Origin of the sequence: Psychrobacter sp. AOP7-A1-24 (assembly GCF_052376235.1) — a bacterium.
Lineage (GTDB): Bacteria > Pseudomonadota > Gammaproteobacteria > Pseudomonadales > Moraxellaceae > Psychrobacter.
Genome location: NZ_JBQSVM010000013.1, coordinates 1 through 13,631, shown reverse-complemented (window position 1 = coordinate 13,631; position 13,631 = coordinate 1). Strand labels below are relative to the sequence as shown.

17 protein-coding genes and 1 pseudogene are annotated in these 13,631 nt (G+C 42.4%); all 18 read right to left on the bottom strand.

The features are described from left to right. Positions 1–13: 13 nt before the first annotated feature. A complete protein-coding gene (locus ACT3QQ_RS06290; protein WP_444527335.1) occupies positions 14–835 on the bottom strand; it encodes a Gp138 family membrane-puncturing spike protein in 822 nt (273 codons plus the stop codon). Then, a complete protein-coding gene (locus tag ACT3QQ_RS06285) occupies positions 832–1,638 on the bottom strand; it encodes a phage protein (RefSeq protein ID WP_444527334.1) in 807 nt (268 codons plus the stop codon). Before ACT3QQ_RS06285 ends, ACT3QQ_RS06290 begins: the two co-directional genes overlap by 4 nt. Further along, the gene (locus ACT3QQ_RS06280; RefSeq protein ID WP_444527333.1) at positions 1,631–1,936 is read right to left on the bottom strand and encodes a phage baseplate plug family protein; all 306 of its coding nucleotides are present in this window, start codon (positions 1,934–1,936) and stop codon (positions 1,631–1,633) included. Before ACT3QQ_RS06280 ends, ACT3QQ_RS06285 begins: the two co-directional genes overlap by 8 nt. Beyond that, positions 1,933–2,598, bottom strand: coding sequence for a phage baseplate protein (locus ACT3QQ_RS06275; RefSeq protein ID WP_444527332.1), 666 nt, complete (start codon positions 2,596–2,598; stop codon positions 1,933–1,935). Before ACT3QQ_RS06275 ends, ACT3QQ_RS06280 begins: the two co-directional genes overlap by 4 nt. Before the next feature lie 11 nt (positions 2,599–2,609). Continuing rightward, on the bottom strand, positions 2,610–4,514 hold the full coding sequence (locus tag ACT3QQ_RS06270) for a tape measure protein (protein ID WP_444527331.1): 1,905 nt from the start codon (positions 4,512–4,514) through the stop codon (positions 2,610–2,612). Between the two features lie 2 nt (positions 4,515–4,516). Continuing rightward, positions 4,517–4,666, bottom strand: a complete 150-nt coding sequence (locus ACT3QQ_RS06265) for a DUF6889 family protein (protein WP_444527330.1) — start codon at positions 4,664–4,666, stop codon at positions 4,517–4,519. 26 nt (positions 4,667–4,692) lie between these two features. Continuing rightward, on the bottom strand, positions 4,693–5,121 hold the full coding sequence (locus tag ACT3QQ_RS06260; protein WP_444527329.1) for a phage tail assembly chaperone: 429 nt from the start codon (positions 5,119–5,121) through the stop codon (positions 4,693–4,695). Positions 5,122–5,134: 13 nt separating this feature from the next. Beyond that, entirely contained in the window at positions 5,135–5,578 is a 444-nt protein-coding gene (locus ACT3QQ_RS06255) for a phage structural protein (protein ID WP_444527328.1), read from the bottom strand. Positions 5,579–5,594: 16 nt separating this feature from the next. Next, entirely contained in the window at positions 5,595–6,431 is an 837-nt protein-coding gene (locus tag ACT3QQ_RS06250; RefSeq protein ID WP_444527327.1) for a DUF3383 family protein, read from the bottom strand. Between the two features lie 64 nt (positions 6,432–6,495). Further along, positions 6,496–9,501: a BspA family leucine-rich repeat surface protein gene (locus ACT3QQ_RS06245; protein ID WP_444527326.1), complete on the bottom strand. Its 3,006-nt coding sequence runs from the start codon at positions 9,499–9,501 to the stop codon at positions 6,496–6,498. A gap of 31 nt (positions 9,502–9,532) precedes the next feature. After that, on the bottom strand, positions 9,533–9,817 hold the full coding sequence (locus tag ACT3QQ_RS06240; protein WP_444527325.1) for a hypothetical protein: 285 nt from the start codon (positions 9,815–9,817) through the stop codon (positions 9,533–9,535). A 67-nt stretch (positions 9,818–9,884) separates the two neighbouring features. Next, on the bottom strand, positions 9,885–10,358 hold the full coding sequence (locus tag ACT3QQ_RS06235; RefSeq protein ID WP_444527324.1) for a phage neck terminator protein: 474 nt from the start codon (positions 10,356–10,358) through the stop codon (positions 9,885–9,887). Continuing rightward, the gene (locus ACT3QQ_RS06230; protein ID WP_444527323.1) at positions 10,355–10,720 is read right to left on the bottom strand and encodes a hypothetical protein; all 366 of its coding nucleotides are present in this window, start codon (positions 10,718–10,720) and stop codon (positions 10,355–10,357) included. The genes ACT3QQ_RS06235 and ACT3QQ_RS06230 overlap by 4 nt, the downstream gene beginning before the upstream one ends. Then, complete coding sequence (locus ACT3QQ_RS06225; RefSeq protein ID WP_444527322.1) at positions 10,717–11,223, bottom strand: hypothetical protein; 507 nt, start codon at positions 11,221–11,223, stop codon at positions 10,717–10,719. Before ACT3QQ_RS06225 ends, ACT3QQ_RS06230 begins: the two co-directional genes overlap by 4 nt. Further along, positions 11,220–11,576 (bottom strand): DUF4054 domain-containing protein, encoded by a 357-nt coding sequence (locus tag ACT3QQ_RS06220; RefSeq protein ID WP_444527321.1) that lies wholly within the window; start codon positions 11,574–11,576, stop codon positions 11,220–11,222. Before ACT3QQ_RS06220 ends, ACT3QQ_RS06225 begins: the two co-directional genes overlap by 4 nt. Positions 11,577–11,602: 26 nt before the next feature. Next, complete coding sequence (locus ACT3QQ_RS06215) at positions 11,603–11,977, bottom strand: hypothetical protein (RefSeq protein ID WP_444527320.1); 375 nt, start codon at positions 11,975–11,977, stop codon at positions 11,603–11,605. 10 nt (positions 11,978–11,987) lie between these two features. Continuing rightward, a complete protein-coding gene (locus ACT3QQ_RS06210; RefSeq protein ID WP_444527319.1) occupies positions 11,988–12,713 on the bottom strand; it encodes a major capsid family protein in 726 nt (241 codons plus the stop codon). Between the two features lie 626 nt (positions 12,714–13,339). After that, positions 13,340–13,631, bottom strand: a pseudogene (locus ACT3QQ_RS06205) (3-dehydroshikimate dehydratase); the annotation flags it as partial.

Here is a 13,631-nt window from a genome sequence, read left to right as displayed (position 1 = left end):
TTGCAAGTGTTTTCTAACCTCTTTTTGGTTTCATTGTGTCACCAGCACCGACCTCAACGCCGCTATGCGTATGCTCATTAACGTCAATCTCATCAGTGATAATATTAGGACATCTAATGGGCATATTGGTATTTAAACCGTCCTTGCTTAGGGATAATATTGCGCCATTTATATCAGCACTTATACTGTCCTGAGCAACGGTAAATTTACTGGCACCCGCTTTGGTATTTAGCGATAGGTCAATAAAATCCTCAGTGATAGCGATATGGTTACTGTCGTTTACAGTTATTGATATATCACCATCAGTGATATTGATATGGTTACTACCATTGACGGTTATTGATACATCATCATCAGTTATTGCAATCTTATTGGTTGCACTGCCAATATTCATGCCAGCGTTATCAGTAGGAGTAGCTTTAGCGAGGCTTTTAAGCCCTACAATAGCGATAGCGTCCGATAGGTCATGCTGCCTATAATCGGCTGGCACGTTAGGCTCACCGCTAACAAACCATGAATCAATGCAGCGCTCAGAGAATATCAATAGGCACTCATCACCCTCATTAATAGGAAACGTAATTTCATAGCTACCGCCGCCAGGGAATATTACTGGCACATCAACGCATGGCGGTAAGTTCATAGGCCCGCTGATACCCTCACCATCACTAAATACCCGCTGGATAGCTGGTTGTGCCGTTATGGTTCTGGTATTGGCGTCATAACTCATTATGATGGCTGGCATGGACGTATGTACATCCATAAGAGCGCTGCTAATTTGAGCTTGTCTATCACTAAACTCACTGGCTGCTATCTCACGCGCTTTATTGTTGATCATACACTCAGCCCCTCTAATTCACTGACCCATTCTGAGTCATGCGTATCGCCTTTATGGTTGATTGACTCAATGCGAACCCCGCCGCTGAATACAAGGCTCTCAATCTTAGCTACACCGCCAATAATAAATGCAGGGTTAAGCAATGTTCTCACTTTTAATCCTACTGTGGTAGGCTCAGGGCTGCCAAGCATGCCTGTTTCTTGGCTTATTAGCCATACCGCATTGGGCCTGACATTATCGCCTTTTAGCAGCAGCATTTGGCCGTCTTGAATTGACCATTGAGCGTCTTCATTTCTGGCTTGCTGATCGAGTATATCACTTGCCCGCCCGCTCAGAACCTTGCCCCGCGCATACGTGGCATTGAGCGTATCAGCATGAGTTGTGCCAATATCAAACATCGATTTCTTACATTCAGAGACAATATCATCAGCAGTTGCACCAGCCTTTAGGGTTTTATTAATAAAGCCGCGCATTATCTCTCTATCGCCATCACCAGCCTCAATAGTAACGATACGGTCAGTGCCATCAACAACTGGCAGTGCAGTTCTAATTTGACCTTGAAATATAAGCCTTTCCTCACCTGTATAGCCCGCCATCAACTTAATATCGCTCCATTCTTGGATAATCTGGCTTTGGTGCTCAGGGCTTAGATTGTACACTTCAATGTGAGCAGTATTGGCCTCACCATCGCTGGTCTTTTTTACGTCAAACTTAATTCTTAGGTCCTTAACCTCAATACCAGAACCATCTTTACCGACAATGAGACGGCATACCCGTTTAAATTGCTTAATATCATCAGCCATTGCCATCGTCCCATACCAAGCCATAGTTGCCAAAGTTCTTGGCCGTTGGATCTAATCCAGTTCCAGAATAGTCAACAAGAAACAATCTACCAGTGGTGAACCGCTCGTTATTGAGTAAGTCAGCACCCATAACCAAAGGTAATCCTAGGATAATAGGTATGTCTTCACTGGTATTGACATCAAGTGTCCAGATACCGCCTCTTACATTTAACTGTATTCTAAATAAGTATTTAACCTTATTTAATTCACAAACAAATTCTTGAGACGGTTTATCAGTAGTTGGCAGCTCATAAATCATAAGATACCTCCAAAGCCTATATCTGATATCTTCTTAAGGATAGTTCGATTATCGACCGCCTCAATCTTGGCAGCTTGTGCTTTGGCAGCGGCATTTTTAGCTAGCTCATCACTGCTAGTGTTACTATCAGCAGTATAGTTACGGCGGGCCTCATCAGCAGACTCACGGGATCGTTTAGATACCTCACCGCGCTTTTCAGTACTGCTAGTCTTGCCAGCTGTACGTTCATCGGCTGGCAAGGGCTGATATGTAGTCTTTTTGGTGCCAGTGATAATCACTTCCTCCATTTCCAATTCGAAAATTATGGAATGGGGGTTATTAACATCAGTAGTCCAACCGATTGCTGATAACAAGCAATTTTCATACTCACCGCCATTGATAGTATTAACGGTTAAAAAAACACTCTCATCTTGCAGCTTGTATAACTTCTCACGGGCCTGAGCAATCCTATCATTACCAGAAAATGATGAATTGCTTGCCAGCGGTGTATTTGTCACGCCAAAACTTACAGATAAAGTCCTGGCTTTGACGTAAGAGTGGTCAGTAATTGGTGACCCAAATTCAATTGGGTTTTTAACCACTTCCACCTCACGTCTATGCCGCTCCTCAACCCATACATCAGCGGTCAAATCTTGCAGCTGTGGTATATTACCTTGCAGCATATATAAACCCCTTATTGATATCCATTGGATTGCTGGCGGGCGCCCTGAGCAGTTCTGTTAGCTATGATTGCGGCCTCATTAGCGCTGTTCACATTAATGGTCTGAGTAACCGTTGATGATGCCTGGTTGTTTTTCACAGAGTATTGACTGTAATCGATAGCGCTCTTACCCGTGGGGTTTCTTGCTGGTGATGCAGACTCTTTTTCAACAAAACCCTTAACAAAGGTTGATACCACTGCTTTAGGTTCATCATCTATGCCAGCCTTTTTATTTTCCTTGTACTCATCACTATGAAGTCTCAATGCCTGTTTGCCGCCATCCCAAACAGAGCTAGCGGCAATCTTAATCCCTTCAACAATCTCACCATCAGCTATTGATTTAACAGCTGATGCCAGACCGCCTATAATGGTCATTAATCCAGATATCTTGTTAGTAATGATGTCAAAAAAACCATCAAACAAATAGGTCAAAGTCAACCATAGCCCTTTCCAGGCCATTGTTATACCTTTAACAACCCAGGTGAATACCTTTGCTAAAACACCAACAGCAACCGTAATAATCTTAATTGCTACAAGTGCCACTTCTAAAAACGTCTTAAATGCGCCTGGTATCATGCTTATCAGTAAATCCAGCAATGGCTCAAATGCCATTATTAGGCCGCCAATGGCGTTGAAAAGTTCCTTTAATGCGCTTTCATTTTCGGTAAAAATAGCAGATACGGCATCGACAATTTTCATTATCAAGTCAATGACATCGTTGATTATTGGATAGTCCTTTATAAGGCCTCCAATCATGCTATCCTTGCCGTTCACGAACCCATAGATATCCTCAATAATCAAGAATACAGCGAGTAATCCAGCTCCTATCAGTGCAAGCGGGCTGAATAACAGCATAAAACCACGCGCCAGCGAGATTACATTCGTTATCACCTTAGTTGCTATCAATCCAGCTATATTTGCTGCAATTAAAGCCAATACGCCAGCTAAAATAGCCCCGCCTTTCTCTGTTATACCAAATTGGTTGTTAAGCTCATTAAATGAATCCCTAGCCCATAAAGCGCCGTCCCATACTTGCCATAGGGCGTCTTCTAGCCAGTCAAATGCAGTAACAAGGCCATCACCAATCCTATCAGCAAAAGCGTCAACAGCAGCCCTATTTTTCTCTATAAAACTAGATACATCGCCAAGGCTAGACTTCAACCTATCAAATATACCTCTTTCACTGACCCGCTTTTTAAATGCTGTCCAGGTATCACCCATTTTGGCAATCTGGCCTTCCCATGTCTTTGACATTGCGTCCATACCGCCCGCAAACTTCTCATCAAAGATTTCTTGCAGGGCTGCTTGAATTGCAACAGCGTCATTTTCAACGGTCTTTGTTAGGGACTCACCATTTAAGGTATAAGAATAAGTCATCTCATTCTTATTTTTACTGCCAACAATACCAAATTCTTTTAGACGCTCACTCTCACCACGGACGGCATCAGCCATCATCTCAATAGATTGATCCAGTGACTTACCCATTGCAGACGCTGTATTGCCTAGGCTTGTCAGCAAACCATCATTAGCAGGGTCTAGGCCATAAGATTTTAGTTTGACAAAGGCATCAGTCACGCCAGCAATATCATAAGGGGTTTTCTCAGCAAACTCAGAAATCCAATCAAGCGATCTCTTTGCTTTCTCAGAGCTACCCTCAATCGTTGTTAATTGCGTCTCAAACTTCTCAAATTCACTTGCGGTATCAATAATTGACTTGCCTAAAAAACCCGCTGCAACTGATGTCACAGCGGTCATTACGCTACCAACCTTACCGATTGTACCTAATACGTTATTAAGGCTTGCATCAAATCTGTTAGCGCCAGTAGGATCGGCGTCAAAACCCAGATTGATTAATAGCTCATCAATTACAGTTGCCATAATTATCCTTTATTTGCTGCCTCATATCGTTTACGGTACTCAGCCATCTCATCAAGCGTTTCATGCATATCAGCAAGGTCATTGATAGTGTAAGTCCCATCGCATAGTTGATGATAGCTGGCAAGCGGGGGTTCGCTTGTGCAAACCCTCATTAGATACCAGTCAATATTGGCACTCTCTATTTCTTTAATGCCGTCATCGTTGCTGCTTGAGGAAAACGTGAGAGGACGGCGTGAATAAAACCCTCAAAAGTTTCCTTCAAGAAATACCAAAGCACTTCATACATATCAAACAATGTATCAGCATCAAAATGCTCATTCTCATTAAATGGCTTGCCCTCAACCAGGATAAATGGTCTGCACTTATCGATAAGAGCATCAAGCTCACCATCACTTAGGCGCGGCAAGATATTAGCCACGCCTTTAAGGCCAGCTAGGATTTGATCGCCTTGAGTCTGCTTATTGCTGACTTGTTGGCCCAGCGCATCAGCAAGCGGCTCAGCAATTATGGCCACAAGCATAGTCTGGATATGACGGGCATCACGGGCTGGTACACGTTTTAAGGTGATACTTTTACCGCCAATGGTAGTATTTTTTAAATCTTGCATTTTTTATCCCTTATTAATTAGAACGGCGGTTGGTTGCGCGTTGGATATCGATTTTAGGCACGATAATTGACCATTCACGGTCTTGAGCTTTAGCGCCTTTTGACTCATTGGCAAGCTTAGGGATATAACCTGTAGTAGCTACTTGCCCGCGCCCAGTGAACGAATCAAAGATTGATACTGAGATACCGCCAATTGAGCCATTCTTAAACTTGAAATACAAATCCTCCAAGTAGTCATTATCCTCAGAGCCAGATAATAACTTAAGATTGATTGTTGCTGACTCATTGGCAGAAACGCTGGCTTGCATGCGGCCATCAGCACCAACAGTGTCAGTGATACCGTCTTCACGGTATTCAGCGGTTACTACATCATCGCCCTCACCAAAGCCTTCCAGTGTGCGACCGTTTACCGTAATAACCTGATTAATAAACGAGTAAATATTTAATTGACCAGCCATAATTTTTTCCTTTTAGTTAAGCTTGTGGTACTAGGGTGATATCAGCACCGTGAATTGAACCCGCGCCTTTTGCAATCACAGTAAATTGTGTGGCCAAACGATTGTCTCTATCGACCTGAGATTGTTCATCAATAGGATCGTGGTACACGTAATACCCATTAGGTAGATAGTCATAGGTCTGCACTTCACCAACTGGAATACCATTCCATTGACCAGGCGCAATCAAGCCAGCTCTTACCGCCTGCTCTAAGCCCATAACAATGTCATTTTTGGTCATCATCATGCCGCGTGAAGTTTGAGGGGTTGTGCGTCTAATACGTTGGCCGTTGAATACACTGACCTCAATAGTATTTCTCAGCCAGTCAATACCCATTACAAAATCAAGGTATCGATTATCAGATAGCTTGCCGCCATAAATAGCTGATACAGAGCTTTCTGAGTTGCCAAAGCCGCTATAGAATGTCACGCCAGCCGCAATCATCTCATTAGCTTGAGTTTGAGTAATATCAGACGGGTCTAAGCCACGAATAGCTTTGAGATGCACTGTCTTAACGCCATCAGTACGGCCGTATTGCTGGTCTAGTGCCACGCCAGCAAACCCGCCAGTAGCACCAGTGTAGTCATGGCTGTACATGACATGCGTATGACCAATATTGGCTGCTTCCAGTGCATTCTTAGTTACGACCGCCTCATCAATATCGGTTGATGTATGCAGAAAAATACGGTCATTGTCATCAGCCCATTGAGCCACTTCTTGTACATCACTAGCAGCGATTTCATCAGCAAAGCAAAATGCGTAAAAACCTAGGTTCTGCTCAGCAACTTCTTTAATTGCGTCTAAAGGTGTAGCCATTTTTTTTACTCCATAAGTAAAGCCAGCTTATTAGGCTGGCTTGTGGTACTGCATTATTTAGGGTTTAAACTGATGAGCTGTCCAATCTAAAGGTAAAGACGCCCGTATCAGGGTTATAGTTGCCGTCACCATCGACATAACCATCACTGGTTCTGGGCTGGCTAGGATTAGGCGTTAATCTTACTACCATAGGTAAGCCTTGGTAAGTAGGGGTTATGGTGATATTGCCAGTAACTTCATCTATGCTAAACCCGATCTGGTTAGGCTGATGCTCATGCATATTATGCGTAAAGAACGTGTTATACGGCCCATTAACAACATCGCCGTCTTCCTCAAAATAAATCTCAACCATATATTTACTGGTCAAAGACTTAACTGACTCGATATTATTAATGGTAACACTAGGGTATGCCACGCCAGCGGGCGGCAAATCCCATACCGTATCGCTAGGGCTGCTGCTAGTAAAATCATCAGCAGGGTAAGGGTCACCGCCTCCATCACCATAAGGATCAGCGATAAACAGATTAAAGGCAAACTGGCCCGTGTCTGCTTGATAGATACCATCACCTAATAAGAACTCATGCGACAAATATTTCTGTTCATCACTAGCAGTAATCTTAACAGTGATAAGATCATCATAAAAATCAGTGGTGAACTCAATACCACTTGTACCGTTATCAGTAACAACAACCCCAGGAATTACCATATCAGTAAGGTTCTGGCTATAATCAGCATTGACCGTATCAAGCCATACGCCATTTCCAAACTTGATATCAATTTTGAACTTAGATGATAAAATACCGCCTATCATGCCAGTATTGATAACTACTTTCTCAAACTTGAGATTGCTATCAGGGTTAGGGATAGTATTCTTGCCAGGAATAGTAATAACCCCAGGGCAAGTACCCCATATAGGAGCGGCCTCTGGTATTTGATTGCCGTTATCACCAAATAGCGGCTCATAATTGGTATTCTTAACAAACTCAGCACCTTGAGCGGGGCTAATATGCTGAACACACCAGCTGTTAAGGTTTTGCCTAAACGCATAGCAGCCATACAGCATTTGAGACATTTCAACGACATTGCTTACGTCCCATCGGCCCAGCGGCTGATTAAACGAGGAGCAGCCAGCAAAGGTTCGGTTCATGTACTTGACGTTGCTTGTGTCCCATAGGCTGATATCCTGATTAAATTCAGGCACCCACGAAAACATCTCGCTAATGTCAAATATATGAGCTGGCAAGTTATCTGGCACAATCAACTTAGTGGTTGACGCCGATCTATGCATTGAGAACTCATAATGAGATATAGCAGGGCAGAAATTATCAATATCTATCCAGCTCTCTGACCCGCCAGAACTACCAGCGCCCTTATTCTCAATAAATACATCTAAATTCTCAGCACTATCGCTAAACTTAAGCTCATAATTATTAAGGGTTTTATCACCTTTGCCAACAAATATAGCTAAGTCATAATAGGTGCTAAATATGCCCGTTGCGCCAGATTCACCGCTTTCAATCAAATGTTCAGAATCCAGCACTACCCTTACATCATCAACCTTAAATCCGTCTGAGTCAGCAATAATCTCACCGCCCCTCTCCAGCCGCCAAGCGGGCATAGGGAATTTAGTCCCACTATCACTATAGTAAGAGCCATTGAGGTAAAGCCCTAGTGGTAGCTCTTTGTATGTCGTTAAGTCTTCATCATAGCCGCCGTCATCAGGGGCGCCATTAAAGGTAGAAAACTTGAATACATTAGTCATCGCCTCAACTGGCTTGTTATAATCAAAAACAAAACAGCTATTCAGCAAGAAATCTTTTGCTCTATTAAACATTGACAACATATTAATCGCCTTAGTACCGCCGCTGTTCTTGCCAGCAAGTTCACCAGCAGTTAAATCTTTAAATGTGATAACCGTTGGCTCCAATCTAAACGCGCTGGCTTGCCCGCCTATATACTCAATCGTATCTTTGAGGTCATCTTTATTGGTATCATCAATACCAGATAAACGCTTGCCATAATCAAACGAGCTGGCTAGCAGATTGGTATGGGTTGCCAGATAATCACCCGCTATAGGATAAGACTTTGACAATTCATACATCATACTAGCAAACAGCATATTGGCCGTTAAACCCGCGCCATTCTCATCGATAAAACCAGTGAATACATCACTAGCCATTGATGACCAGCCTACTCGATACTCAATACCATTGACCACCGCAATAGTCCAAAATGACAATTCACTAGCACCGCCGATCAAACTTAAATCAGCAACATTGAAATTGGCATAGCTGGCACGGCATACTGGTAATTCTGGTTCTGGTTCAGGTTCAGGCTCAACATACTCAACAGACTCAACCAGGGTAAAATCAGTAACGCTTAACTTCTCATTGGTCATGATAATACCGATAAAAGTACCATCATCCCAGTAAGTCATTGTGGCAGTAGCTATGCCATCTTCAATATCAAAGGTCTTTTTATTTTCACCTTCACCGTAAACCACGTTAGTGACAACATAGCCATCACCTTTAACGGTCAGTACATCACCGATAACAAACTCATCACCTATGCTGGCAAGTAAGCCATTGATATACAAATTAACATTGGCAGCATTAAATAATGCATACTCAGTGGCATTATATATGTGACTATAATTTATTATCTCAGGCGGCAAAGGATAAACAGGGCTAGGATCTAGTGGCTCATAGCCAATAGAAATGTACTCGCTTTCAAAATCCTCATCATCAGGTTCTTCTGGCTCAGGGTCAGGTATAGGCTCAATCTTTATAGGCCTGATAATTGACGCATACTCAGCAGTAGTGATAAGAATCTCACCAGTCTCAACTTGTGAGAAAAACTTTTTGGCTTGTAAGTACTCGCCCGCCTCAACGCCATAATCAGCAGCCACAGCAGCTAAATTGGTATAAATGCCAAAGGGTGTACCACGGCCATTATCGCTCTTACCGATGATACATAAGCGCCCAAACTTCTTATTATCTAAGAGGCTATCAGGGTTGCTTATTGCGGCATTAATAAGCAATGGCAATGGCAGTGCTTTAAACTTTGACATTTTGCGTCCTATTTATTATCTGTTATGGCAGTTAAACTGGATATTCGATATCAGCAACCGTTGCAATTGTCACGCTTTTAGGTCGCGGCACTTGCGAAAATAGACGGGCTGCAATCTCATACTCACTGGTATCATCACCATAATGCTCACTCACGCCAGCTAGTGATGAGTAAGTACCGTAATTAGTACCACGGGTATTATCGCTATCGCCTACAATACATAAGCGATTAATAACGTCTCTATCTAGTAGAACGGGTTGATAGTCTACTGAGACATTGATTGGCATTTTCATTGGCAGGTTTGTATTAGCAACCATTTGTTTGCTCTCCGATTGTTTAAAGGGCGCTCATTTTATTGAGCAATTGTAAACATTTATGAACAGTTTATTGTTCAGCTATCAGGTTAATATTGACATTCTCAATAGTTCCATAGGCATCATCAACGATTTTTGGGCGCTCATATTTGAACTTGTAGGACAATTCTAATTTGACCTGGTATCGAGATTTACGTTCAAATTCAATCATCGATAGGTTACGGGCGCCGCTACACTTAATGAATCCCATACTAAGGCTCATAAGGGCATTAGCGGCATAGAACGACTGCATAGCAATGGCTAGATTGCGAGAATAAACAGCAGCCCCTTCACCTATAAAATCGATAGTAATTGTGGCCACACCTAATTGTTCAGCGTCTAAGGAGCTACCCGCCCATCCAGTAGGCATCATCTCAGATACTTCAAATATGGCATAATTATCACCCTCAGTAGGCTGATTATCAGGCGGCCTTACACTACCCGCTGGCATGCCTAATAGGTCACGGATAAGCTCTCTTAAGTCAGCTTGTAAGTCTTCATTCATTTTTCTTTGTCCAGTAGTTGAACGGCTATTGCTTGCCAATACCCATATTCAGACCAATCCCTTACGCTGACAATTCTAAAATCAGCACAATGCCAGCCTAGTATGTCGCCTAATTGAGGCACACGGCTATCCACCGCTGATAGGTACTCACAAGACCAAATCTTGATTGCATGCCTATATCTATCGCCCTCAGTAAGATATTGAGTCTCTTTACTGGGGGCTGGCTGGATAACGCCGCTCTTATTATGACAAGTCACTTTTTCAACGAATTTACCGTTAGCAAGCCTATCCCCGCCAGCAATCTTGAGCACAAAATCAGTGACAAAATCAGGGTCGTTAAGCAACTCAGTCATGTCATTCATTTTTTATCAACCTTATAATCGATAGCGTCCATCATTTGAAACGTATGGAATAGCGGGGCCGCATGACCTTTTTTCTTGATTTGTTGCGGTGATAGCGGCACGAAATTACCGTCCTTGATAAAGTGCTTCATATCAAGAACCATTTTCTTACCTACTTTGTCATACATGGTTTTCTTGCGCTTCAAGCCGATCGTGACCTTTGGTAAGTCTTTGGCAATCATTTGAGCGTACTCACCTCTGTGCTTTCGTACGCTTGGCCCCATAAATGGGCGGGCTGGTACACGGTTACCGCCAATAGGGTGCCTTTCAACCCCAAACTCATTAATCGCTGCAACCTCTGCAATGGTAAGGCCAGAACTTTTACCTGTATCTCTGTCTATATGCATAGCATCAGCATCAACAACGCCGACCGATAGTTTTTCAGCTCTTAACTTAGCCGCATTGTTAATCAAATCTTTGATTGCATTTGGATTTTTTCTTGATAAGAATTTTTTTATACTCATACGACAAACCCCGCAAAAACAGTAGGCTGACTATCCATCAAGAACAGTAGTTTTTGGCCGTAACTGGTTAAATTAAGCCAGGCTCTCTTATCATCGCCTTGAGCGTAAGTAAATGAGACCTCACCAACACGCTTAGAAGTCTTAGATTGAATACCATTGCCATTCTTGCCAGCCATCTTATCGATAGCCAGTAAATGAGCAGTCAGCATTGCAATTGCATCGTTATGCAAATCACCAAAACTTCCCATATTGTTAATCAGCAAATTAGCCAGTCTTAAATTTGAGCCAATTTGCTCATCAATGTAGGACTGACTAAAATCAGGATATAAAACTTTAAAATCATCAACTGTCATAATCAGCCCTTCATAATGAGAAAAACCTACTTTTCAGTAGGCTTTTTATCTAAATCAGTACCAGTGTTATCACCAGTGTTATCACCAGTACCAGTATTGTCATCTTGGTCTTCATCGTCTGCACCAGATAATAGGTCAATCAAGTCTTTGACCTTTTCTTTGCCAGTCAATTCATAACCGTGCTGGCGGGCAAGTTTAGCCAACTCATCTTTATCCAATGAGTCTAAGCCCGTAAATTCAATCTGCTTTGACTTAATCAATCTCTTGATAAAGCCACGCGCTTTAAGCTCTTTGACTTGCTCACCAGTCAATAAGACGGGGGTATCAGGTAGAAGACGGTAAGAACCGCCTCCTACACTGATAGTCATAGCGGCATTACTGCCTTTATAACTAACTAGCATAAGTTTCTCCTTAGATGCCATCAAGATAAGTAACGGCGGTTTTAGACTTGATCCACAAGCCAGCGTATAGATACCAGCCATAAGTCACGATATCCAAACCCTCAGCTTGAGGCGCTAAGAACGTCAAATCTTGTGGCAAGATCAACTCCAAAGCACTTGGATCACGGCGGTAAACAACAATACGGCGGCCGCCATCGGCTCCCAGCTTATCTAGCAAGCTCAGCTTTTCAAAACGAACGTTAGGCACACCACTTTCAGTCAGCAAGTTATTTTCTTTAATAAATGATAACAGCGTTCTATCAGAGTTGGCGCCAATTCGAATTGAGTTAAGCTTGGTCATGATAGATGCTGGCAGCAAGATGGTGTTAGGCATCTGACTTAAATCGCCAGACTCGTTAGCATCGTTATATGCAACAGCAATAGCGCTTGCCAAATCATTCATGATTGCGTCAATATCGCCAGCGTCCCAGCTGTCAGTAGCAGAAACAACCTCTGGAATATCATGGTTCAGCAAACCTTTAATGCCAGTCTTAGTCTCACCAATCATAGCCAGCTTATTCATGTGGTGCTCATAACCACGGCGGGCCGCTGCAACCGTATCGCTTTGCAGTGGTACGTTGTTAGCAGATGCGGCTTGTAGCTCAGGTACGCTATACTTATAGTTAAGATCGCCAACGCCAACCGTAATAGATTGCTGAGTGTACTTAACACCAACGGTATTTGAATCTCGGCCCATACCACTTGACGCGCTACCCTCACCATAACTATCGGTAAACTTTCTAACCAGCGCCGTGCCAACCGCCGCTTTAGTGGTAGTGTCAACAGGTACTAATGTTGCATATCGTCTATTAGCAATAACACCAGCGTCAATATACGACTCAGACTCAACACGCGCTAATGATCCCTGCCGTCAAATCCGTATAATTAAACTTGGGAGGTTTTAGTCACGTAATCTGATGATAATAATCATTCAAAACATGCATATTAGTATCCGATGTTTTCGATCTAAATTGATGCAAAATATTAAAAGCCTTTCAAGCATGATTATGGATAACTAGAATGTTCTTACTTGACACTAGAAGCTTTTGATTTTATTTTAATATTATTCACTATATTACGTACAACAGTTAATAATATTCATGTTATTAAAAAATATATTGTAAGCCAAAGATTTTTATTTCAAAGTACTTAGAATCTCGATACCTCCTCAAGATATAAAAATAATCCACCATCCTAAAAATACAAAAAAGCCTTTCAAGCTTTATAACTGATATCTTGAAAGGTTTTGAAAACCGTGAATTTTACCTAGGTGAGAGCTTTCAAATCAAAGCTTATAATGGTTTCTAAGTAAAAAATACGACATTAAGGAACAACTACAGCAGGACTAAGTTCGGAAGTTGCACCTAGGTGATTAGTTAATGTAGCTGTCACTGTTGCTACGCCAGTTATAGGCTTCCAAGACACCTTTGCTTTTCCTCTAGCATTAGTTACTACCATTTTTGATCCAAGATACTGTTCGGCCTCTTGAAAACCTACTCGACTATTAGCAAAAAATTCTAGCTGATAACGCTGGTTTGGTTGTGCCTTAATCTCTGCCACAATCTCCCCTTTACTTACACTTAAGTTCGGTGTTTGAATTGCTTGATTGGGAATA

Excerpts from the sequence above, each read along its gene's own strand:
- ACT3QQ_RS06255 (WP_444527328.1), bottom strand. The coding sequence starts at position 5,578 with ATGGCTGGTCAATTAAATATTTACTCGTTTATTAATCAGGTTATTACG.
- ACT3QQ_RS06230 (WP_444527323.1), bottom strand. The coding sequence starts at position 10,720 with ATGAATGACATGACTGAGTTGCTTAACGACCCTGATTTTGTCACTGAT.
- ACT3QQ_RS06280 (WP_444527333.1), bottom strand. The coding sequence starts at position 1,936 with ATGATTTATGAGCTGCCAACTACTGATAAACCGTCTCAAGAATTTGTT.
- ACT3QQ_RS06285 (WP_444527334.1), bottom strand. The coding sequence starts at position 1,638 with ATGGCTGATGATATTAAGCAATTTAAACGGGTATGCCGTCTCATTGTC.
- ACT3QQ_RS06225 (WP_444527322.1), bottom strand. The coding sequence starts at position 11,223 with ATGAGTATAAAAAAATTCTTATCAAGAAAAAATCCAAATGCAATCAAA.
- ACT3QQ_RS06265 (WP_444527330.1), bottom strand. The coding sequence starts at position 4,666 with ATGAGGGTTTGCACAAGCGAACCCCCGCTTGCCAGCTATCATCAACTA.
- ACT3QQ_RS06220 (WP_444527321.1), bottom strand. The coding sequence starts at position 11,576 with ATGACAGTTGATGATTTTAAAGTTTTATATCCTGATTTTAGTCAGTCC.
- ACT3QQ_RS06235 (WP_444527324.1), bottom strand. The coding sequence starts at position 10,358 with ATGAATGAAGACTTACAAGCTGACTTAAGAGAGCTTATCCGTGACCTA.
- ACT3QQ_RS06210 (WP_444527319.1), bottom strand. The coding sequence starts at position 12,713 with ATGGGCCGAGATTCAAATACCGTTGGTGTTAAGTACACTCAGCAATCT.
- ACT3QQ_RS06245 (WP_444527326.1), bottom strand. The coding sequence starts at position 9,501 with ATGTCAAAGTTTAAAGCACTGCCATTGCCATTGCTTATTAATGCCGCA.
- ACT3QQ_RS06215 (WP_444527320.1), bottom strand. The coding sequence starts at position 11,977 with ATGCTAGTTAGTTATAAAGGCAGTAATGCCGCTATGACTATCAGTGTA.
- ACT3QQ_RS06290 (WP_444527335.1), bottom strand. The coding sequence starts at position 835 with ATGATCAACAATAAAGCGCGTGAGATAGCAGCCAGTGAGTTTAGTGAT.
- ACT3QQ_RS06260 (WP_444527329.1), bottom strand. The coding sequence starts at position 5,121 with ATGCAAGATTTAAAAAATACTACCATTGGCGGTAAAAGTATCACCTTA.
- ACT3QQ_RS06270 (WP_444527331.1), bottom strand. The coding sequence starts at position 4,514 with ATGGCAACTGTAATTGATGAGCTATTAATCAATCTGGGTTTTGACGCC.
- ACT3QQ_RS06275 (WP_444527332.1), bottom strand. The coding sequence starts at position 2,598 with ATGCTGCAAGGTAATATACCACAGCTGCAAGATTTGACCGCTGATGTA.
- ACT3QQ_RS06240 (WP_444527325.1), bottom strand. The coding sequence starts at position 9,817 with ATGGTTGCTAATACAAACCTGCCAATGAAAATGCCAATCAATGTCTCA.
- ACT3QQ_RS06250 (WP_444527327.1), bottom strand. The coding sequence starts at position 6,431 with ATGGCTACACCTTTAGACGCAATTAAAGAAGTTGCTGAGCAGAACCTA.